This is a genomic window from Ensifer sp. B1-9 (assembly GCF_050474445.1).
Taxonomy (GTDB): domain Bacteria; phylum Pseudomonadota; class Alphaproteobacteria; order Rhizobiales; family Rhizobiaceae; genus Ensifer.
Genome location: NZ_JBCHVG010000031.1, coordinates 1 through 22,259 on the forward strand (window position 1 = coordinate 1; position 22,259 = coordinate 22,259).

Sequence of the window (22,259 nt, forward strand, 5' to 3'; positions counted from 1 at the left end):
ATGACCGTGAAAGCACCAACTATACCCGCAATGCGCTGGAATCGCTGTTCCAATATCTGGCTGCGGATAAGCAGGTGAAAGACGTCTCAATCCTTGCGCATTCCATGGGGAACTGGCTGACATTGGAAGCGCTTCGCCAAATGGCCATCCGTAACGGACGCCTACCGGCAAAGTTCAAAAACGTGATGCTCGCGGCGCCCGACGTCGACGTCGATGTGTTCCGCTCGCAGATCGAGGACATGGGCGACCAGCACCCGCGGTTCACCCTCTTCGTATCGCAGGACGACCGGGCGCTGGCGTTCTCGCGCAGGGTCTGGGGGGACATCCCCCGGCTGGGATCGATCGATCCGGAGCAGGCCCCTTATAAGCAAGAGTTGGCGGACCATGATATCACCGTCATTGATCTGACCAAGGTGAAGGCCGGGGATAGCATGCACCATGGCAAGTTCGCGGAATCGCCGCAGGTGGTCCAGCTAATCGGCGCCCGGATATCAGAGGGCCAGACGTTGACCGACAGCAAGATGGGCCTTGGGGATCATCTCATCGCTGGAACGACCGGGGTTGCGGCAGCAGCAGGCAGTGCTGCGGGCCTGATCCTCGCTGCACCGGTCGCTGTTGTCGATCAAACGACACGCGAAAACTACGCTCACCACCTCAATGGATTGGCGGGCCGGTCGGGCGCTGAGCAGGAGTTCACGGTCAAGGACTGCTGGTCAAAACAACGGGTGGAACCTAAATCAATCTGTGACGCTCGTCAGAATTGAGGGACAGCCCGTGAAAACGGACCCAGCCTTTCGGCATCCCTCAATGGAGAAGCCCCTAACGCGCCGTTTGCGGCCATCGCCTGACGGCCATTCCGCTTACCACTGAATTGAACTTCTCGAAAAACGGAGCATTTTATGAAGAGACTAATTACGGCTGCCGGCGTCGCGAGCGCCCTCATGTGCGGGCCGCTGATGGCAGCCGACCTTGATGCTAGCCGCGCAGCGAACGACATTTCTGCGATCGAGGAAGGATGGTCCTATTCGATCACGCCCTACTTCTGGGCGGCAGGTCTATCCGGTGAGACCGCACAGTTTGGTCTTCCCACGGTCAACATGGACGCGAGCTTTAGTGACATTTTCGACAACCTTGATTTTGGCGGAATGGTCATAGGAGAGGCGCGGAACGGACGATTCAGCGTTTTCGGCGACCTGATCTACACCAAGCTTTCCGCCGGCGATGCCACACCACACGGTTTGTTGGCGACGAGTGTCGACGTCGACACTCAAACTTTCGCCGGCCTTTTCGGCGTGGGTTACTCGGTCCTTGAAGGATCTGAGGGCCGCCTGGATATCGTGGGCGGCCTGCGGGTGTGGTCAGTGGAGACCGAGATTTCCTTCAACGGCGGAATTCTCGGTGGGCGCAGCTATACCGACAGCGCCACGTGGGTCGATGGCCTGGCCGGGGTGCGCGGCACCTACAATTTCACGCCCAATTTCTACGCCATTGGATGGGGCCTTGTCGGTGGTGGCGGTGCCAACATCGATTGGGATGTCATGGCAGGCCTTGGCTACAACATCAACGAGACGGTTTCTGCGACGCTTGGTTACAGAGCACTCGGCGTAGATTACCGTGACAACGGCTTCATCTTCGATGTCGTGCAACAGGGCCCGATCGTCGGTTTCACAATTCGCTTCTGACGATGCTTGCAACTGCTTGGAATACCGCGCCAAAGACACCTGAGCCGATCAAGACACGACTTTTCGGAAGGAAGGAATGTCTTTCCGTGCAAATGAACATCCGTTCTTGGACAGCGGTCGGGCGAAGCGCTGTGTTATTACATGTAGCAACTGTGATGGGCCTGCTCCTTTTCGCAATCCCGCAGTCCGTCCTGGCGGAAACTAATCACACGGGTGGGTTAACACCCAACGTCGAAGAGTTTCTGGACCTCCTCGGCAAAAATGACGTTCAGGATTGGCTCCGCGCCCGACAACAAGCCAGTGGCGGCGCCGAAATTCGCAAGGAGCTACCCTCCGATGGTTCCTTCGGAAAAGCTCTCTCGGAACGTCTAATGGCGATACGGGTGCATCTCAACGCCCTTTGGCAAGTTGTGCCACGTATGAATGCCGAGGTGGAGACGGCAACGCGGCGACTGCGGATCGCGAGCGGCGGCGCGGGCTTTATCACAATCTTTGCTACGGCCGGCGTGCTGGTGGGTTCGGGACTTGCAGCCTTGTTCCTCGTCAAGAGCCGGCTAAGCACCGGCTATCCGGGCGATGAAGGAGAAGGTGAAGCGTCTCCGGCCCATCGCCGCCGCGTAATGGGCCTCTCCCTCGTGCAAGAGGTAGCCGGAGTCATCGCATTCTGCGTCGCCTGTTTCGGTCCGCTTCTCTTCTACGAACGGGCGCCATTGGCTGATCCGATCCTTTTGACCCTTTTGGCAGCGGTCACGGCATGGATGCTCCTGCGGGGGGCCTTACGAGTGCTTTTCTCAGTGAGAGGAGAGCAAAGAGAATGCCTGTTGGTACCCGCCCCCCAGGATTGGGCTTGGCGCAATCGCAATCCTTCCTGGCCGCTCACAGCGGCCGGGTGGTTCTTCTTTGGAACAGCACTCACCGAAACATCACGGCTGAGCGGCATGGACCCCTTGGCTACGGAGCTAATCTCCTACGTCGTGGGGTTCGGTTTGGTGGCGATCGGTATCACCGTCATCTGGCAAACGCCATCGCTGGAATCCGCAAGCGGTCTCAACGCAAAGAGCGGCCTGTTAGGTCGGTGGGCCGCGACGTTCCTTGTCGTCGGCCTTTGGTTGATATGGGTCGCGGGGGCGGTGCATCTCTTCTGGTCACTTGCGATTGGATTGTTGACCCCGATTTCGCTTCGCTTCGTCCGGACGCTCACGGGATACCTTTTTGTGGACGAGCGAGGTCAGGCAGACGATCAAGAGTTATCCACTTCCATGGTGCTGATGGACACGCTGACACGGGCACTCTTGATCGGCCTCGCCTTGTGGGTGCTTGCCAGAGTGTGGGGCATCGGATTCCCGCAGTTGGCGACAAGCGACGATGCGATCTTCAGATTGACCCGCGTGTGTGTGATTGTTCTCGCCATCCTTTTTAGTTTTGATGCGTTGTGGCAATTCGCACGCCTTGCGATAGATACAAAGATTGCGCGGGTTGATAAGGCCGGTTCAGCGGGCGCCGAGGTGAATGCGAAGCAAGCGAGATTGCGAACGCTGCTCCCGGTCGCGCGGAATTTCGCCATGGTAATATGCGCGACCCTCGCTGTGTTGATGACACTGTCTACGCTCGGGGTCGAAATCGGACCGCTGATTGCGAGCGCCGGGGTCGTCGGTTTGGCAGTTGGCTTTGGAGCACAGACCCTGGTGAAGGACATCATCAGTGGGGTCTTTTATCTCCTGGATGACGCCTTTCGCGTGGGCGAGTACATCCAGTCAGGCAACTACAGTGGGACCGTAGAGTCGTTCAGCCTGCGTTCCGTTCGTCTGCGGCATCAAAACGGCCCTGTATTCACAGTTCCTTTCAGTGCATTGGGCGCGGTGCAGAACAGTAGTCGCGACTATGCCATCGACAAACTTCTCGTCACGGTCGCTTATGACACCGATCTTGAAAAGGCGCGTAAGCTGATCGACCGGATCGGCCAGCAAATGATGGAAGATCCCGAGCTCGCACCGATGATCATTGAACCTTTGAAGATGAATGCAGTTGGTGAATTCGGGGCTTACGGCATTCAACTCAAGCTCAAAGCGACAACGAAGCCAGGTTTCCAAAGCATGGTGCGCAAGCGAGCCTATCCGCTGATGAAGAGAGCTTTCGACGACCATGGAATCGAATTCGCCCACCCAACGGTCAAGGTCGCCGAAGGTGATCCAAAGGCCAAAGCTGCTGGTCTTCAACAAGTACTGAACGCCAATCCGATGCAACCTGGCTGAGGATCCGGGCTTTTCCATTTCTGGTTTTCGACCGCTCGCAGCTGGCTATGGCTGCCACACTGCGATTTCTGCCAACTCGACACACCTTTCCAGTCGATACATTATGCGATCCCAGGCGCACAAACCAGGCACAGCGGCACTCCATCCGCTACAGTATCGCCCATTCCCGCCCCCAATCGTGATCGATCTGCCCGCCGCGCCAAGAGCACGTGAAGCAGGCAGATGTCTCATAGATTTTCGCCGAACACGTGACCCCGCAAGTCCCTTGCGGTGCTCCGCTTCTTACTGCACCCCCAGCAAGCATTACCGAACCGCGCTCTATTGTCGCCCGAATGCTTGCCTGGCGGAAAGAACGACCTTCGCTTCGAGATGGGGCGGAGATCCCAAGTCTCGCGGCCGTCTTCACCCTAGTCGATATTAATTGCCGCTAGGCTCGCGTCAGGGACGGCGGCCCGCATGGGGAAAGACCCGCCGCGGGTGCACTTCTCCGTTCGGCTGCGATCCGGCGCTCCAGGTCTCAAGGGCTGAACTACAAGTGTGCACTTCAATCCGGCAGTCACCCTGGCGTTTGCGGCTCGACGGGAGATCGAAGCACCTGCCGCGGCGCTCTACGTCCTTGCGCAGATCGCCGGTGGCATCGTCGGGACGGTGATTACTCACGCGATGCTCGAACTGCCGCTGTTGCAACTGTCAGCGACGTTCCCTCCTGCAGATGAACTTGCAAAATTCGCAGTATTGCGAGATCGAGGCATCATCAGCGCCGACGAATTCGATCAGAAGAAGAGAGCGATCCTGGGCCTATAGTTTTGACCACCGAAGTTTCATCCGGTGATTAGAATCTCGGCGTGGCCTGTTTGAAGGTTTCAGATCAGGCAAGCTCAAGCAGTTCCTGATATCGAGGATGTCCTCGAATTGGATCGAGATCGGAATCGTTTTTGAACCATCGCTTCAAGTCTGGTCCAACCTGACGTAGATAAACCGCCAGCAGGTCTATCGCTTTGTCGAGCTCGCCAAGCAGGGAATAGACGCAGGCGGCGTTGTAGCGGGCACCGTTGTCATCGGGATCAATCGACAAGGCCCGGTTCAACCATTCCAATGCCTGATCCCGCTCGCCCAGCGTTGCCAGTGCTCCCGCAACCATTTGCGCCGGCTTGGAGTCTTCTGGATGCAGTTTCAGGGCCTCCTCAGCTCGCCTTGCGCCGAGACGGGCGTATTCTTTTGCCTCCTGTTGCCGCCCAAGCGTGCGCAGCACGTTCAACAGCAGCATGGGCGAAAGGTAATCGTCGGGCTTGAGCTCAAGACACCGCACGTAGTGTCGAGCCGCGCCGGCAAAGTCGCTGCCCGTGAGGCAGTAATCGGCGTAGTGGTAGTGCGCCTCATGACACTCGTCATCGAGCAAAAGCGCAGTCTCGAAACTCGACTGCGCCTCGGCGCGCCGATCTGCAACCATCAAGGCAAAACCGCGCGCGGCATGTGCTTCAGCCAGATTCGGATTGATCGACAATGCCTTGTCCAGAGTAGCCAGTATCTGCTCGATTGAAGCCGTACCGCCGTGCTTTGACCTGAGGCGAGAATCACAGTCCGCCAGGCCGGCATATGCCTGGGCGTAGAGAGGATCAAGCTCGATCGCTTTGGCAAACAGCGCCCGCGCCAAAGTAAGGGATGTCTTCGTCCCGACATGGAAGCGTTGACGACCCTGCAGATAGTGGGTGTAGGCCTCGACGTTACGGGTAGGTGCCTTGTCGATCTCGTCCTTCTCCACGGGCAGAAGCTTGACTTTGAGCTGGTCGACTATCGTATGGGTGATTTCGTCCTGGACGTCGAAAATGTCGGTCAGGTCGCGGTCATATCGGTCGGCCCACAGGTGGCCACCATCGCGGCCATCGATGAGTTGCGCCGTGACTCTCACCCGCTGCCCCGCCCTGCGCACACTGCCTTCAAGCAGAAATCTCACTCCGAGCTCTCGCGCAGCTTCCTGCAGTTTCACTGCCTTTCCCTTGTAGGTGAATACTGAATTGCGGCCGACCACGAAAAGCGCGGAAATCTTGGAGAGGTCGGTAATGATGTCTTCCGTGATCCCGTCGGCAAAAAACTCCTGCTCCGGATCGTTGCTTATATTGAGAAACGGCAGAACAGCGATGGACGGTTTGCCAGATGCTGGAGCCACCGCAGAGATCGATGCTTGATCAGCCGCCAGCGCGGCATCGACCGGTGCGGTCGGAGCGCCGAAATAGACGTTGAATACTCGTACCGGACGATCGATGTTCTTCAGCTTTTGCTCGCCGGCATCCTCAAACAGCAAATCTGGCTGCCCTTGCACGCTGTCGCGGACGACGGCAGACACCGAGACGCCTCCTGGCCTGGCGATGCTCTCAATGCGCGCGGCGACATTGACGCCGTCACCATATATGTCGTCTTGGTCAAGGATGACATCCCCGAGGTTTATGCCGATACGAAACTCGATACGTCGGTCTTCCGGCACCTGCAAATTGCGGACGAGCATATCGCGCTGGATATTCGTTGCGCATTCGACAGCTTTCACCACACTGGGGAACTCGACCAGAATTCCGTCGCCGAGTAGCTTTACGATGCGACCGCCATGCTCAGCCACTTGGACATCAATCAGTTCCTTGCGGTGGGTCTTCAACGCCAGAAGGGTTCCGACCTCGTTTGTACTCATCAGGCGGCTGTAGCCTACAACATCGGCTGCCAGTATGGCGGCCAGTCGCCGCTCGATGCGTTCTCTTTCCATGTCCATGCCCGTTGCCTCTGCGCTTGCATTCTGCGCACGCTAACAGTGTTTTGAGCGCTGTGCGAATGGCAATTCCTGTCGAGCAGAGGGGATATGTTTCGAGATTCGCGCAGACAGGTTCGCCCCGTCTGGGTTTCTATCGGAGGTTGGCAACCATTAACTTGCAGTCGCAGAAGACCCGGAGCTCTCACCCTGTCCGCGGCGAGCCAATAATAGTATCTCTCGACAAGCTAATTTACTTCCGCAGGGTTGTTTTAGCTGCTAGATTTCGCGCTGTCCGATGGTTCGCTGGCCTTGCAGGCCGCTCGCCTGCGGCCAGAGGGGAACTGCCAATGAAGTTGCTGAGGGAGCCTCTTGTTCACTTCCTCCTCGCGGGCGCTGCGTTGTTCGCAGCCTACGCGTTGATTGATCGCGCACCGTCTCAGCCAACGCCCAGCCAGCATCAGGTGCGCATCGGTCAGGCGGATGTGCGTTGGGCCGCGGAAACCTGGACGCGACAGTGGCAAAGAAGCCCGTCTCCGGAAGAACTTCGCGGGCTGGTGCGGGACCTGATCAGGGAAGAAGTGCTTGCTCGCGAGGCTTACCAGCTTGGGCTCGACAAGGACGACGCCGTGGTTCGGCGTCGCCTCGCGCAGAAAATGACCTTCCTGATCGAGGACACCTCTGGATCGGCGGAGCCGACCGACGAGGAACTGCAGCGATTCTACCAGGCTCATGACCAGGAATTCCGAAACGAGGCCCGGCTTTCGTTCACGCAGGTCTTTTTCGATCGCGCGCAGCCCGGAGCCGATGCCAGAGCGCGGCGAGCCCTGGTCGAGTTCGCCGGCGGTGACGATGTGACGCCTGTCGCTGACAAGGGAGACCAACTGTTGATCGAGCCCGAGGTCCGCGACGCTGATGAGGCCTCCGTCGCGGCGCAATTCGGGAAGGACTTTGCCCACGCGGTATTCGCATTCTCACCGGGGACATGGAACGGTCCCATCGAGTCGAGCTACGGGCTGCATCTGGTCCGCGTCGAGGAGTTCATACCCGCGGAGCAGAAGCCCTTTGCCGAGGTCAGGGATCGAGTGCTCGAACGCTGGCGCGAGGTCCGACGGCAGGAGGCCAGCAAGCGGTACTTTGATGACCTCTTCAAAAAATACCAGATTGTCATAGACGATAGTGCCAAGGCGCTTGTCGGCACGCCAGAAACCGACCTGGAGTAGGCGATGAAGAGCGTCCGTCTAGCCGTGGTCGCGTTCAATCTTCTGGGGTGGCTGACGATGCTGTCGATGTCGACAGCCTTCGCGCACGAGGTTCGCCCGGCCTACCTGCAACTGCATGAGGAGCGGCCGGGAGAATTCCGCGTTCTGTGGAAGGTGCCGATGCAGGGCAACATGAAGCTGGCCCTGGAGCCGCAATTCTCCGGCAAGACGGAGGAGGCCTCGACGGCAGTCAACCAGGACGTCAATGGCGCGCGGATCAGAACCTGGACCATGCGTGCCCCGGCGCTGCGCGGTCAGACGCTCACGATTGGCGGGCTTGAAGCCACCATGACCGATGCGCTGGTGCAAGTGGAATACATGGATGGCACGACATGGACGGGACGGTTCACCCCCCGCGCGCCTGCTGCCGTGATCCCTGCGGCGGACACGGCATCGAGTGTGGCCGGCGTATATCTTAGCCTGGGCATCGAGCACATTCTCTTCGGTGTCGATCACCTGTCGTTCGTGCTCGCGCTCCTCATCATCACGCACGGGACATGGCTTCTGGTCAAGACCATCACGGCCTTCACGATCGCGCATTCGATCACGCTGGCGCTCGCGACGCTGGGCTTCGTCCATGTGCCGCAGGCACCCGTCGAGGCGACAATTGCACTGTCCATCGTGTTCGTTGCCGCCGAGATCATCCGCCGGGACCAGGGCAAACTAGGAATTGCGGCGCAGGCACCATGGGTGGTGGCTTTCTGCTTCGGTCTGCTGCACGGCCTCGGGTTTGCGGGTGCGCTCAGCGAGATCGGCTTGCCGGAGGGCCATATTCCGTTGGCGCTGCTATTCTTTAATCTCGGCGTCGAGGCCGGTCAGCTTATTTTCGTCGGCGCGGTGCTGTCGATCCTGGCCATCGTTCGACGCGCTCATCTCTCGCTGCCGACGTGGACGGTTCGCATCCCTGCCTATGCGATAGGCAGCCTTGCGATGTTCTGGACCATTCAACGTATCGCGATGTTCTGAAGGCGAGCAAACAATCATGTGTCGGGAGGAAAATCGATGAACAGAACCTTGCTGCAGGGAACAGCCCTTGCGGGCTTGATGATAGCCGGTCTCACTTCGCCCACGGTGGCGCAGGACGCGGGAGTACCTTCGGCGGACGATCTGGCGAAGACCCTCCAAAAACCCGCATACTCGCCCTATGCCAATCGCGAATATCCGACACGGCCGTTCTTTGGTGACACCCATCTGCACACGTCATTCTCCATGGATGCCGGCGCTTTCGGGGCGCAACTTGGTCCAAAGGACGCTTACCGCTTCGCGCGGGGCGAGCAGGTGATGTCCAACACGGGGCAGCCGGCGAAACTGTCGCGGCCGCTGGACTTCCTGGTCGTCAGCGATCACTCCGACAATATGGGCTTCTTCCCGGATCTCTTTGCGGGCAAGCCCGAGCTGCTCGCAGATCCCAAGGGCCGTCAATGGTACGACGATATCCAGGCCGGCAAGGGAGCGGATGCCGCGATCGACATCATCGTCTCGTTCTCGCACAACAAATTCCCCGAGGACCTCATGTATTTCCCGGGGACGCCGGCCTATCGCGGGGCGTGGCAAGAGACGATTGCCGCGGCCGAGCAGTACAATGAGCCGGGCCGCTTCACCGCGTTTATCGGCTACGAGTGGACGTCGAACACCGGTGGCAACAATCTGCACCGCAATGTCATCTTCCGCGACAACGGCGACAAGGCCAGCCAGGTCGATCCCTTCACGGTCTATCCGCCCTATGGCAGCGACAACCCGGCCGATCTGTGGAAATGGATGGATGGTTACGAGAAGAAGACTGGTGGAAGGGTGCTCGCCATCGCCCATAACGGCAATCTCAGCAACGGGCTGATGTTCCCGGTAGTCGAAGCCTTCGGCAAGAAGCTCGACAGCGAGTACGCACAGACACGCGCGAAATGGGAACGCCTTTACGAGACGACCCAGACCAAGGGAACCGGCGAGGCGCATCCGTTGCTGTCTCCGACCGACGAATTCGCCAATTTTGAAATCTGGGACAAGGGCAACCTCGACGGCAGCGTCCCCAAGAAGAAGGAAATGCTGGAGTTCGAGTACACTCGTTCGGCCTACAAGAACGGCCTGAAGCTCGAAAAGACGCTCGGTACGAACCCGTATAAGTTCGGGCTGGTCGGTAGCACCGACGCGCATACCGGCCTGACTGCGGTTGAGGAGGACAACTTCTTCGGCAAGACTGTCCCCCAGGAACCCAGTCCGCATCGCATGCAGGAAGCATTCATCGACAACAAGCAGACCGGCGTGAAGATCATGGACTGGGAGGTTTCCTCATCCGGCTATGCCGCCGTATGGGCCAATGAGAACACGCGCCAATCCCTTTGGGACGCAATGCAGCGCAAAGAGACATATGCCACGACCGGACCCCGCATGATCGTGCGCTTCTTCGGCGGTTGGGACTTCGCCGACGATGACGCGGGCAACCGCCTGCCCGCCCAGATCGGCTATGCCAAGGGGGTGCCGATGGGCGGCGACTTGCACGCAGCACCACAAGGCAAGGTGCCGACCTTCCTCGTAGCTGCATTGAAAGACCCGATCGGCGCCAACCTCGACCGTTACCAGATCATCAAGGGGTGGCTCGACAAAGAAGGCGGTCTGCACGAGAAGATCTACGACGTTGCCTGGTCGGGCGACCGCAAGCCGGGGGCCGACGGCAAGCTTCCCTCCGTGGGCAGCACCGTGGATGTGTCGAACGCGACCTGGACCAATACCATCGGCGCTCCAGAACTGATCAAGGTATGGAAGGATCCGGAATTCGATCCGAGCCAGCCCGCGTTCTATTACGGCAGGGTGATCGAAATTCCGACGCCACGGTGGACCGCGTATGATGCCAAACGGTTTGGGGTCGAGCCGCCGCAGGGGGCCACCATGACGGTCACGGAGCGCGCCTACACGTCACCCATCTGGTACACCCCGTGAGCCAAGAGATCGATGCCTTGAGGATTGCTGTCGTACATTTTGAAGCCTTCGCTGAAAGCCTAGGCTGGCGTGAATGGGTTGCGTCGGGACTCTCCTGTTCTAGCTACCACAGCGACAACAGGAGAGCCCGAGGAACCGGTGCGACCGCTGACCGAGTACCGGAATGTGACGATGATGCCTCCTTACGACGTTCTATACGGTATGATACGCCGCCAAGCTCGCTGCTGCATGTTACAGCGGGACGTCGTCCTTGCAGGAATTCCAGACAGAACTGGGCAGAACGCTGAATGCTGATCCTGTGTGGCATTGAGTATTGCGGATGCGTTAGGGGACACACGCCGCCGGCAACGTAATGTTTGGAGGCTAGCTTGAGACGCAACTGCATTGCAGCAGAATCCGCGCCGTGCGCGACAAACTCGTTAAAATCATTATGTGGAACGCGCCCTTCTGGCCGGGGATCTAGCGTGTCAAAATCCTTGTTGTCGATCTTGCTCGTCTTTTCGACGCTACTGGTTGGCTGCGAGACTACTCGGGTCGATCCGGTTCCGGAGGAGGTCGCAACACAAGCCGTCATTCCTGGCATCGCCGAGGCCCGCTATTTCGTGCCAGGTGACTCCGAGCGTCTGGCTGCAGAATACGATCGTTCCGCTGTTCGCGAGCTCGAATATTACAAGAAAACCGCGCACCGCGATTTGCCGACAGCTTATTTCCTGGCTCTGTCAGGCGGAGCCGACGACGGCGCTTATGGCGCCGGCTTCCTGAACGGCTGGACGGAAGCAGGGACACGGCCTGAATTCAAGCTGGTGACGGGTATCAGCACCGGCGCCCTGATTGCGCCTTTCGCCTTCCTGGGGCCGAACTACGATGCGGAATTGAAAGAGGTCTTCACCACGATCAATGCCGATTCCGTGTTTAAGAAACGGTTCATCACGGCTGCGCTAACCGACGACGCACTTGCTAATACCGCACCGCTTTTTGCACTGATCTCGAAGCACCTGAACGAACAGATGATGTCACGCATCGCAGCCGAGTATGACAAGGGTCGCCTGCTGCTGATCATGACGACCGATCTCGATGCCGCGAAGTCGGTCATCTGGAATATCGGGGCCATTGCGAAGCATGGCGGACCACAGGCGATCGAAACCATCAGAAAAGTCCTGCTGGCATCAGCCGCGATACCGGCCGCCTTCCCACCTGTCATGTTCAACGTCGAGTATAATGGAAAACCGTACCAGGAACTGCATGTGGATGGCGGCGCTATGGCTCAATCATTCCTTTACACGCCGGGAGTCCATCTCAAGCAGAATGGCCGCAAGCGCGTCGCCTATATCATCCGCAATTCGCGGCTTTCACCGACGCCGGAGAAAGTGGACAAGCAGACCATCTCGATCGCCGGCCGGGCCATATCGCTGCTCATCAGCGCCAGCGGGATCGGTGATATGTACCGGATGTACGCGAACACGCAGCGGGACCATGTCGACTACAACTTGACCTACATTGGTACTGATTTCGCGGAGCCATATCCGGGAATGTTCGATCAGAACTATATGCAGTCGCTGTTTGATTACGGTTATCAGAAGGCCCGCAATGGTCATTCCTGGGAAAAGGCTCCGCCGGGCCTATTCAAGACACCCACGGAAACGGCGTCGCGGTGACAAGAAGGCGAAGAGATTTGCTTTGGGCTTCTGAGAGCCTGTTGCGTCGACTTACGCCGGTCCGCTCATAGTGCTCCGCCACGCCGCCCATTCCGCGCGCTGTAGCGCCTGATAATGAGGCGCTGGTGTACAAACTATGGTGTGGAGGCCAAGCACTCGATTTGGCGCCGTCTTCGTGTAAATTTGAAAACCATGTATTGCCAAGCGTCGTCTTGACCTGAGTGTCAAAGAGAGGTTCGGGCGTCATGAACAAAACATTGGCTGTCACTGCCATCGGTGAAATCGTGACCGGCCTCGCGTTGGTCGCGATTCCCGCGCTCGTCGGTGAGTTACTGCTTGGGGAAGCATTGGTGGGCGTGGCGGCTGCGGCCGCGCGTGTAGCCGGCATCGCGCTAATCGGACTGGGGGTCGCCTGCTGGCGCAGTCGGCCCCTCGAAGGGATGCTGTTCTACAGCACAGTTGTGGCCCTCTATCTTGCCTACCTCGGCCTCGGCGGTGGGCTGATGGGCGTGCTGCTTTGGCCCGCAGTCGTCCTGCACACAGTTCTGTCGGTCCTGCTCGCGCGCGCGTGGCTTAGAGGCGCAGCCGAGTGACGTCCGCGCAGAGATGCAATGATGCGCACCCGTTGTTCAGAATTACAAGGTTTCCGCCGAGGGCGCTATTTCGCAAACAGAACCACCGGGCCGGCGGCGGGGTCGGTGACCCCCAATCCACCGCCTAGATCCTCCAGGGTCTATCGAAAACTGTCGAGAGTGGCGATCATCTGCGGACGGTTCGCCGCTATCGCCTCGATACTTTCCCATTCTGCGATGATGCAGTAACGCCTCTCTCCCCTTGGCGTGACGTAAACCCGACCAACTTCCCGAGATGTGTCGATGGGCATCGAGGAATGCAGCCTCCGTACCTGGCTTGAACTCGCGGCGCTTTCAATACCATTGCAAATTGATCGAGTCAGGATCAACATCAACACCGTTGTTCGCGCTTGCTGATCTCTCGATAGGAGGAGAGCATGAAAAAAATTGCCGCTGCGTCATTTGCCTTTCTGACGATCGGGTTTACAGCGCCGCCCATGGATACCGCAAATGCCGTTGTTTATTGTCAATATATCAGTTATCCGGCGGGCTGCGTCGTAAGACCCGGCGTCGTGCTTAGGCCGCGCCCGGTCGCTCGTGCAGCGCGCGGAACAGTGACACACGGAACAGCTATCAATCAAGGTGGTCCAGTCAACCGCGTCGGTCGTCGCTAGTTGCCCAGTTAGCCTTCACGCTTCTCTCTTCGGCGGGTCGAGGTCAAGCGTCTCCGAGCTCCTTCTCAGCCGTAAAGATTCCATCGCGGGGTTTTGCTTCTTTCCGGGGTCAGCCTAGCGGGCTCTCCCACATCGACAGCCTTGCGCGCCTCTACCCTCGGTGTCGACGACGACGCTGTCGTAGTCGACACCCTCGGCAACGCGGTCTATGAGCACCAACGGTACGTTTTCAGCGGTCAAACACTGGAGATGGACGTTGCTGTCGGCCGACGTCGGCGCGACGATGAAGCCGCGGACACTCAGCGACTGGAGGCTCGCAAGCAGGGAGACCTCTTGCCCAAGCTCCTCCTCGCTGCTGCCGATGATGAGGTTGTGCCCACATTCGCGGACAAGAACCTCGATGTCGAGCGCGATGCGGGCGAAAAACGGGTTCTGTATATCACCGAGGATGCAGCCGACGATCGGCAACTGCCCACTGCGCAACGCCTGTACCAGGCGGTTGCCGCGATAGCCGATCTTTTCCGCGGCAGCGTGAACCTTCTGCGCGGTTTCGTCGCCGACATAGCCATAACTGTTCAGGGCGCGGGCAGCCGTTGCACGCGACACGTTCGCCAAAGCCGCCACATCTTTCAAGGTCGCCGGTTTCACCCTTCGCCATCGCACATGCAGGATCCACCACGTTCCTCCTTGTAGCGTCGGTTCGCATAGGCATGCCGCTGCGGAAAGCGACATGCCGTCTGCAACCGCCGGTCCTGGCCCTGAGCGGACGGGCCGGACCGGAATGACTACCCCCTTACTGTGATGCGAAGCGTTCAGGTCGGAACGTTGCGAGCATCGGATGCTCCGCACCGGTCGCGATCTCGTAGCCCAACAACTCACCCATGATGAGACCGAGCGTCGCGCCGCTGTGGCTGAAGACGACGTAGGCGCCGGGAATGGCTTTGAGGGCGCCAACTACGGGCTCGCCATCACCCGGGATCGGCTTACCGCCGACGCCAATGGAGGCGATCTCGAGCCGGGGATTGCCTTCCATCACCCTTGAAGCCTCCGCAAGCAGGGCGTCGACGACGGCATCGTCGATCTCGTACCCGCCGTCCTCGCGCATCTTCACCCCTTCGTCCGCAGCCCAGTCGGCATCCAACGAGAACGTGCCGCCCGGTGCCGGGCGGACGGCAACGCGCGGCGTATTGAGAACAGCGCATAAGGGATGGGCGAGTGGCTTGGTCTGCACCAGCAGCGCGATCGGCGTTCCATCACCGATTGACTGTCCCGCGTCCGCCGCCATTTTCGGTACAGCCGGACCAGTGGCAAGAACGACGGCATCGGCCAGGATGCGGCCACCCGTTGCCGTCTCGGCACCGACAGCGCGGCCGTCTTCGACCATGATCCTTGCTTTGCCCTGATCGGTGACGAGCGAGCCGCCGAGTTCGGCAAACTCTTCGAGAAGCAGATCGATGAGGATCGGCAGGTCGACCCAGCCCTCGCCCGGGTTGAAGATTGCCCCCTGTGGCGTGATCGCCTTCGCATCAAGGCCTGGCGTCACTGTCGCGACATCAGCGGCCAAAACATGCCGGGCATCATAACCGAGCGAAACCTCGTGGCGGAATGTAGCGTCAATCTCGTTGCCCTTGTCGTCGGCATCCCAGGTCAGGCCTCCGTCAAAACGAAGCCAATCCGTTTCGGGGTGTCGCGCGAAAAGCGTGCGGTAGCGATCGATGCCCGCCATCCGAAGTCGATGATAGGGGTCCGAGCGCATGCGCGCCGAGTTCAGCCAGGAAAGCGAGCGACCGGAAGCGCCATTGGCCGGCGGGCCATCATTGAGGATCGTGACGCGCATGCCGCGCCGCGCAAGCTGAAGGCCTGTGGAAACCCCGAATATGCCGGCGCCAATGATGACGGCCGATGAGATAATGTTGTCGGTCATGGGATGTCTTTCAGTCGGTTGATCATGCGGATGGATAAAATGGTCAGGGCACTTCCCAGTGGCCGCTGGCGGCGGAGCGGAAGAGAGCGTCGATGACCTTCATGTTGGCGACTGCATCCTCCAGCCCTATCTCGAGTGGGGTGCCGAAGAGAATGGCTTCGGCGAAGGCATCGGCCTGCTCGCGGTACTGGTCAACCGGCTCGATGGCGATCTCCTGGCGCCCGCCACCGGCGAGGTCGCGGCCGTCGTCAAGCACGAGCCGGGTTGGTGCGTCGGCCGGCGCATTGAAGGGGATGGGAATTTCCAGACGCCCGCACGTTCCGAGCACCGTGACCGCCTGCGTAAGGGCCAACTGCGTGGAACAGGTGAAGACGAGCTGCCGGCCTTCCGGGAACTCCATGAGGCCACTGGTCAGGCGGTCCGTATCGAAGGCCGGGTCGCGTTCCAGAAGCGCGATGGCCCGCAGCGGCTCGGAACCGAAGAGAAAGCGCGCCGTGTTAATGGCATAGCATCCGACGTCGTAAAGGCCCCCGCCGCCGATACTGGCCTGGTTGCGTACGTTCTGGGGATCGTCGAGATAGTAGGAAAAGATCGTCTGTATGGCCCGAGCCTCGCCGATCCGCCCTTCAGCGACTAGCGCCCGCGCCCTTTTCCACTGCGGATGGTGACGGACCATGAAGGCCTCGGCGACGGGCAGGCGCGCTGCTTCCTGCGCGGCTGCTAGCCTTATTACCTCGTCAGCATTAAGCGCGATCGGCTTTTCGCAAAGGACCGGCTTGCCGTGCTCCAGCGCCATGATCGTCATCGACACATGCAGGTGGTTGGGCAGCGGGTTGTAGATCGCGTCGATCTCCGTGTCGGCCAGCAGCGCCTCGTAGCTACCATGGGCTCTGGCGATGCCGAAGCGCGCCGCCATCTCCCCCGCCCTGCCTGGATCACGCGAGGCGATGGCCTCGACCCGTCCCAGGCGGCTGGATTGAATGGCGGGAATGACGGCCTTGGCGGCGATGCCCGCGCAGCCGAGCACGCCCCATCGTATCGTTCGTGTCATCTTTTTCTCCTGTCCCCCTCAAAGCACTTCCGCAAGGAAGCGCTGAAGACGCGGGCTCTGCGGGTTGTCGAAGATCGCTGCCGGCGTGCCGGCCTCGACCACGCGTCCCTCGTCCATAAAGACGACCTGATCGGCGACGCGGCGGGCAAAGCCCATCTCATGGGTGACGACGACCATCGTCATGCCGCGCTTGCCGAGGTCGGCCATCAAATTGAGCACGCCCTTGACTAGTTCCGGGTCGAGCGCACTCGTTACCTCGTCGAACAGGATGACTTCCGGCTCCATGGCGAGTGCGCGGGCAATGGCGACGCGCTGCTGCTGACCACCCGAAAGGCCACCCGGACGGTGATGCTGCCGGCTGGCAAGGCCAACATCGGCAAGCCTCGCCTTGGCTGTATGCTCTGCCTTGTCCGTTGGCAGTCCCTTGATCTTCGTCAGCGACAGCATGACATTCTCAAGCGCAGTGTGATCGGGGAAGAGATTGAAGTGCTGGAAGACCATGCCCACCCGTCGGCGAAGGCGCTCCGGCTTCATGCCAAGGATGCTGTCGCCGTCGAGAAGTATGTCGCCGCTCTTCGGCTCGACCAGCCGGTTGATACAGCGCAGCAGTGTCGATTTTCCGGAGCCCGACGGCCCGATGATGCAGGTGACACTGCCGGGCCTGACCGAAAGGTTGACCCCCTTCAGCACGTCGAGCTCACCATAGGCCATGCCGAGATTGCGAATGTCGAGGCTGCCACCCTTGAATTCGACCTGCGAAGCGCGGCTCGCTCCATCGAGTTCACTGACCTCCTCCAGCCCGCTGGAGATGGTGGCCGGACGCTGCTTGCCAATCCTGAGCCGGTTGTCGATCGCGTTGACGACATGGGTGAGCGGCACAGTGATGACGAGATAGAAGACACCGGCAAGAAGCAGCGGCGAAAGATTGCCGGTCACAACCGCCTGATCCTGGCCGACGCGAAAGATCTCGCGTTCGGCAGCAAGCAGACCGAGGAAATAGACGAGGCTCGAATCCTTCACATTGCCAATGAACTGGTTGACCAGCGCCGGCAGCACGCGCCGCACGCCCTGGGGCACGACGATCAGCCGCATTCCCTGGCCATAGCTCATGGATAATGCTCGGCAGGCTTCCATCTGACCGCGATCGACGCTCTGAATGCCCGAACGAAAGATCTCGCCGATATAGGCGCCGGCAATGAGGCTGAGCGCCAGTATGCCGAGCGGATAGGGTGAGGGGCCGAACAGTTCGCGGCCGATGCGCGCAAAGCCCTGGCCGATCAACAGGATCGTGACGATGGCCGGCAGACCGCGAAAGATGTCCGTATACACGCGGGCCGGAATGCGTAGCCAGGGCGAACGAGAAATGCCCATGATGGCGAGCACCATGCCGATGACGACACCGAGCACCGTCGAGGCCGCCGCAAGGATCAGCGTATTCTTGAGGCCGACCGTGATCATCGTCGGCAGCACTTCGGCCATCGCGCTCCAGTCGAGGAAGCTGCGGCGCAGGTTTTCAAGCCAGTTCATCAGGAGGTCCCTTGGAAGAAAGACCGGTCCGACCGGCGAGGCCGGACCGGCAAGGTGGCATCACTGCTTGGGAAGATAGGCGTCCGGCATCGGCGTGCCGGGGAACCACTTTTCGTGCAGGGTTTTCCAGGTACCGTCCTGCATGGCGGCCTGGAGGCCCTTGTTCAGTGCCTCGCGCAGCGCGTCATTGCCTTTGCGGACGACGAATCCGGCCGGCGCGTCGAAGCTCGGGATGTTGACGGCGACCTTCAGTTCGGGGTAGCGCGCCGAATAATCCTTTGCCGCCTCGTAATCGAGGAAATGCGCATCGACAGTGCCATTGTTGAGCGCGGAGATGGCGGAGTTGTTGTCCGGGAACTTCACCAGGTCCGCACCCGTGAAATTCTTCTCGGCATAGATTTCCTGCAGCGTACCCTGCACCACCCCAAGACGCTTGCCCTTGAGGCCGGCCGCATCGGTGATGCCGGCATCCGGCGTCAGCACGGTGAGAAAGCCGGCGAGATAGCCGTCCGAAAAATCGACGGTCTCCTTGCGCTTGTCCGTCGTGCCGATCGCGGCGGCGGCGACGTCAAAGCGGCTGTTGGCCACCGACGGCATCAGGGCGGAGAATTCCTGTCCGGTGAAGATCACCTGCTCCTTCTTGAAGCCCAGGCGCTCGGCGACGTTGAGGAAGAGTTCGACGTCGAAGCCGCTGAAACTGCCGTCAGCGGTGGTGAAGGCATAGGGCTTCGCATCCCCCATCGTGCCGACGCTAATCACCGCCGGATCGATCAGGCCGAGGGAATTATCCTCCGCTAGGGCCGGTGCCGTTACGCCTGCCACGACGCCGAGGCGATTGCGACGGCTATGGCCCGCATGCGGGCAAGGGGGGAAGTGATGGCTTCTGATAGTCTCATCGATTTCGTCTCCTCTGGTGGTGTTGTCTGCGATGTTTTCGAGCCGCACGGGTCCCACCCGGACGACGGCACGAACCGCTCGTCCGGCCCATGCCATCGCATGCCGGGATTTCGCTATTCTTGTATTGAGACCGGTCTCAAATATAAAAGAGACCGGTCTCTTTGACTTTTTTCAATTGTTATCTTCGCATTTGCCAGTCGTCAATATCTCTTGTATGGCTAACTTCCATGGACCAAAGCCCACCCAGATCACCCTCCGCCACGGTCGCCGATGTTGCCCGCAAGGCAGGTGTCTCGAAGGCAACCGCCGCGCGTGTCTTAGGGGGGTATGGAACCGTGAGCGACCATGTGCGGGATGCCGTGACCGCGGCCGCCCGCGCCCTCAACTACCAGCCGAACGAACTGGCCCGTAGTATGACGACGGGGCGCTCCGGCACGATCGGTGTGGTCGTGGGCGATATCGAGAACCCCTTCTTCAGCTTGGCGATGCGAGGTATCACCGATGTCGCCCGGCAGGCCGGTTTCACCGTTGTGCTGATCAATTCTGGCGAAGACGCCGACACGGAAAGAGCGGCAATTCGCACCCTGCTCGCAAAGCGGGTGGACGGCCTCATCGTCTCACCGGCCAAAGAGAGCGACACCGACCACTTGCGTGAAGCCGCCCGCTCCGGTCGGCCACTTGTTCTCCTCGACCGCGGCAGCGAGACGCTCGACGTCGATACCGTGATCGCCGACGACCGACATGCTGCGGAAGACATCACACGCCGGCTCATCGCGCTCGGCCATAGGCGTATCGCCTACCTCACTGCCTGTGACACCCCCGACCACCGCTTCGGCAAACCGGCCGACATCAATACCGGCTCGGTGCGCCGGCGGATCGAGGGCTTTCTCGATGTCTGCCAGAAGGCCGGGCTCGAGCGAATGGAAGACTGGGTGCATGTGGGCGCCGTGACATCGGAATACACTCACCGTATCGCCACCGTCATGCTCAAATCCTCGCAGCGTCCGACAGCGATCATCGCATCTGACAGTGTGATCGGCCTCGAAGTCTTCAAGGTCTGTCGCGAACTTGGCCTCACCATTCCAGACGACCTGTCGCTGGTGTCGTTTCACGACGCGGACTGGACATCCGTCACAACACCACCCGTCACGGTCGTGCGCCAGCCCGTCTACGGCCTTGGCGAAGCGGCGGCCAAGCTATTGGTCGAGCGGCTTAACGGAAACAGCGCGGAGGCGACGCGCGTCGTCCTGAAGACGGAAGTCGTCGAGCGCGCCTCCGTGGCCGCCGCGCCCACATAGACATTCGGCGTCGTCAGTACTGTACCCCAAGCCGCAGGGCATCCAGCATGGCCGCATGAACCCATCGGCTACTTACCGCGGCGCCGATCTTGTGCAGTCAATACCGGAGGGCGGGCCGGGCCCGCAGAGGCGTTGAACCGACCAGTCTTTCGATCTCCGTGACGCCATCATTCGCTGAGGCCGCAATTTATCGAAAGAGGTCGTTCACCGGGATCGTCCCATGCTCGACAATAACCTGTGCGGGGAACTCGCGAATTTCCCGGTCAGTCAGCAAGTGGCGCAACACCACCTAGGTGATGCTCTATTTCCGGCGCGATGGAGGGGTCGCGGGCGACGAGTGTCGCCCTCTTTCCCATTGCAGCGATTTCTGCGGCGGCCGGTCGCGTCGTAGATCAGCACGTCATCGACAATCTCTGCCGGATTGCCGAGCACATCGAAGACGCTCGCGCAGAACTCGCTGCCTGCAACCGGCCCGGGTCCGGAATGCCGCCGGTGGTGGTGAAGATAAGATCGGGTTCTTCGTCATCTGATGAGTCGCAGTAGGCCGCTGCGACGGAGATATCATTTTGGTAGATTCTTGTTGGGCTCGTGGGCGCGCCAAACACGTCTCTCGTCCTGATAAGCGCCGCTCATGCACGCATGATACCTACTTATTTGCGCCACGGCATGCCGCAACATAGGCTTTCCTTATAGCCCGCAAGCAAGACGGGCACTGCGACGGGTACGTCAAATCTGTCTCCAGAGAGGAATTTCCATGTTCAGAAAACGCATTGTTCTGGCAGCGACGACGCTTGCCTATGGTTTGGCGTTCCTACCGGCATTCGCTGCCGAACCACTTTCCGTGATGAGTTTCGGTGGCGCCTATCAGGATGCTCAGCGCAAGGCCGTTTTCGGCGCTTATGCGCAAGAAACCGGCCGGCAGGTCTCCGAGCAGGAATACGGTGGCGAGATCGCCAAGATCAAGGCCATGATCGACAGCGGCAACACGACGATCGATGTGGTTGACGTGGACGCGCCGACCCTGCTCCAGGGCTGCGACGAGGGCATTTTCGAAATCATCGACTGGGAGAAGATCGGAGCGAAATCGGATTGGCTTTCCGGCACGACGTCGGACTGCGGTGTTGGGACGATCGTTTATGCGACGATCCTTTCCTATGACGGGGACAAGCTGGCAAAGCCGCCGACGAAGCTTGCCGACCTGTTCGATCTTTCCAGCTACCCCGGAAAACGCGGGCTGTGGAAGAACCCGGCGACCAATCTTGAGTTTGCGCTGCTGGCCGACGGAGTGCAGCCTCAAGACGTCTATGCGACGCTCGCAACACCCGAAGGCCTGGATCGAGCCTTCGCCAAGCTCGACACCATCAAGAAGGAGATCGTCTGGTGGGAAGCGGGGGCACAGGCGCCGCAGCTGCTTGCCTCGGGCGAGGTGACCATGACGACGGCGTGGAACGGCCGCATTTTTAACGCCAACAAGGAGGGCCGTCATTTCGGCATCGTCTGGGACAACCAGATCCTTGATTCCAACTACTGGGTCATTCCCAAAGGCGCCAAGGACCTGGAAAGCTCGCTGGCCTTCATTCGCTTCGCCGTTGAACCAAAGGTACTGGCCGGCATCGCCAAATACATCCCCTACGGCCCGGTTCGCACGAGCGCGGCGGCGGAAGTGGCGCCGGAAGACGCCAAGAACCTGCCAACGAGCCCCGAGAACCTGACGACCTCTCTGACGCTCGACAACGCCTTCTGGGCAGATCACGGCGATGAGATCCGCAAGCGCTTCACCACCTGGCTTTCCAACTGAGG

17 protein-coding genes and 1 pseudogene are annotated in these 22,259 nt (G+C 59.9%); 12 read left to right on the top strand and 6 right to left on the bottom strand.

Annotated elements, in window-relative coordinates; genetic code table 11:
- The 4 genes from ACQ5BM_RS33760 to ACQ5BM_RS33775 all read left to right on the top strand — a co-directional run.
- The coding region (locus ACQ5BM_RS33760) for an alpha/beta hydrolase (protein WP_429820556.1) at positions 1 to 764 on the top strand (764 nt) is incomplete at its 5' end.
- Positions 765 to 899: 135 nt separating this feature from the next.
- A complete protein-coding gene (locus ACQ5BM_RS33765; protein ID WP_429820558.1) occupies positions 900 to 1,682 on the top strand; it encodes a hypothetical protein in 783 nt (260 codons plus the stop codon).
- Between the two features lie 92 nt (positions 1,683 to 1,774).
- A complete protein-coding gene (locus ACQ5BM_RS33770; protein ID WP_429820630.1) occupies positions 1,775 to 3,934 on the top strand; it encodes a mechanosensitive ion channel family protein in 2,160 nt (719 codons plus the stop codon).
- 537 nt (positions 3,935 to 4,471) lie between these two features.
- Positions 4,472 to 4,738 (top strand): aquaporin, encoded by a 267-nt coding sequence (locus tag ACQ5BM_RS33775; protein WP_429820560.1) that lies wholly within the window; start codon positions 4,472 to 4,474, stop codon positions 4,736 to 4,738.
- Between the two features lie 64 nt (positions 4,739 to 4,802).
- Here the strand turns inward: ACQ5BM_RS33775 and ACQ5BM_RS33780 are convergent, their stop codons facing one another.
- Positions 4,803 to 6,686 carry a TPR end-of-group domain-containing protein gene (locus ACQ5BM_RS33780; protein WP_429820632.1) on the bottom strand — a complete coding sequence of 628 codons (1,884 nt, stop codon included), beginning with the start codon at positions 6,684 to 6,686 and terminating at the stop codon, positions 4,803 to 4,805.
- Positions 6,687 to 7,018: 332 nt separating this feature from the next.
- Here ACQ5BM_RS33780 and ACQ5BM_RS33785 point away from each other — a divergent pair, with 332 nt between their 5' ends.
- From ACQ5BM_RS33785 to ACQ5BM_RS33810, 6 genes are all read left to right on the top strand, one after another.
- Positions 7,019 to 7,891, top strand: a complete 873-nt coding sequence (locus ACQ5BM_RS33785; RefSeq protein ID WP_429820562.1) for a peptidyl-prolyl cis-trans isomerase — start codon at positions 7,019 to 7,021, stop codon at positions 7,889 to 7,891.
- Between the two features lie 3 nt (positions 7,892 to 7,894).
- Positions 7,895 to 8,896 (top strand): HupE/UreJ family protein, encoded by a 1,002-nt coding sequence (locus ACQ5BM_RS33790; protein ID WP_429820565.1) that lies wholly within the window; start codon positions 7,895 to 7,897, stop codon positions 8,894 to 8,896.
- A gap of 36 nt (positions 8,897 to 8,932) precedes the next feature.
- Positions 8,933 to 10,861, top strand: coding sequence for a DUF3604 domain-containing protein (locus ACQ5BM_RS33795; protein WP_429820568.1), 1,929 nt, complete (start codon positions 8,933 to 8,935; stop codon positions 10,859 to 10,861).
- Between the two features lie 464 nt (positions 10,862 to 11,325).
- Positions 11,326 to 12,516, top strand: a complete 1,191-nt coding sequence (locus ACQ5BM_RS33800) for a patatin-like phospholipase family protein (RefSeq protein ID WP_429820570.1) — start codon at positions 11,326 to 11,328, stop codon at positions 12,514 to 12,516.
- Positions 12,517 to 12,761: 245 nt separating this feature from the next.
- A complete protein-coding gene (locus tag ACQ5BM_RS33805) occupies positions 12,762 to 13,109 on the top strand; it encodes a hypothetical protein (RefSeq protein WP_429820572.1) in 348 nt (115 codons plus the stop codon).
- A gap of 416 nt (positions 13,110 to 13,525) precedes the next feature.
- On the top strand, positions 13,526 to 13,762 hold the full coding sequence (locus tag ACQ5BM_RS33810) for a hypothetical protein (RefSeq protein WP_429820574.1): 237 nt from the start codon (positions 13,526 to 13,528) through the stop codon (positions 13,760 to 13,762).
- 114 nt (positions 13,763 to 13,876) lie between these two features.
- Here ACQ5BM_RS33810 and ACQ5BM_RS33815 read toward each other — a convergent pair whose 3' ends face one another.
- The 5 genes and pseudogenes from ACQ5BM_RS33815 to ACQ5BM_RS33835 all read right to left on the bottom strand — a co-directional run bounded on the left by ACQ5BM_RS33815 (position 13,877) and on the right by ACQ5BM_RS33835 (position 19,160).
- Positions 13,877 to 14,494, bottom strand: coding sequence for a LacI family DNA-binding transcriptional regulator (locus tag ACQ5BM_RS33815; protein WP_429820577.1), 618 nt, complete (start codon positions 14,492 to 14,494; stop codon positions 13,877 to 13,879).
- A gap of 61 nt (positions 14,495 to 14,555) precedes the next feature.
- Entirely contained in the window at positions 14,556 to 15,686 is a 1,131-nt protein-coding gene (locus ACQ5BM_RS33820) for an NAD(P)/FAD-dependent oxidoreductase (RefSeq protein WP_429820580.1), read from the bottom strand.
- 43 nt (positions 15,687 to 15,729) lie between these two features.
- Positions 15,730 to 16,737, bottom strand: coding sequence for a Gfo/Idh/MocA family protein (locus tag ACQ5BM_RS33825; protein ID WP_429820582.1), 1,008 nt, complete (start codon positions 16,735 to 16,737; stop codon positions 15,730 to 15,732).
- Between the two features lie 18 nt (positions 16,738 to 16,755).
- The gene (locus tag ACQ5BM_RS33830) at positions 16,756 to 18,264 is read right to left on the bottom strand and encodes an amino acid ABC transporter permease/ATP-binding protein (RefSeq protein WP_429820585.1); all 1,509 of its coding nucleotides are present in this window, start codon (positions 18,262 to 18,264) and stop codon (positions 16,756 to 16,758) included.
- A gap of 60 nt (positions 18,265 to 18,324) precedes the next feature.
- A pseudogene (locus tag ACQ5BM_RS33835) lies at positions 18,325 to 19,160 on the bottom strand (ABC transporter substrate-binding protein).
- A gap of 228 nt (positions 19,161 to 19,388) precedes the next feature.
- On the opposite strand from ACQ5BM_RS33835, the gene ACQ5BM_RS33840 reads away from it, so the two are divergent.
- Together ACQ5BM_RS33840 and ACQ5BM_RS33845 are read left to right on the top strand one after the other, a co-directional pair.
- The gene (locus ACQ5BM_RS33840) at positions 19,389 to 20,459 is read left to right on the top strand and encodes a LacI family DNA-binding transcriptional regulator (protein WP_429820587.1); all 1,071 of its coding nucleotides are present in this window, start codon (positions 19,389 to 19,391) and stop codon (positions 20,457 to 20,459) included.
- A 754-nt stretch (positions 20,460 to 21,213) separates the two neighbouring features.
- Positions 21,214 to 22,257, top strand: a complete 1,044-nt coding sequence (locus ACQ5BM_RS33845) for an ABC transporter substrate-binding protein (RefSeq protein WP_429820589.1) — start codon at positions 21,214 to 21,216, stop codon at positions 22,255 to 22,257.
- Positions 22,258 to 22,259 lie beyond the last annotated feature (2 nt).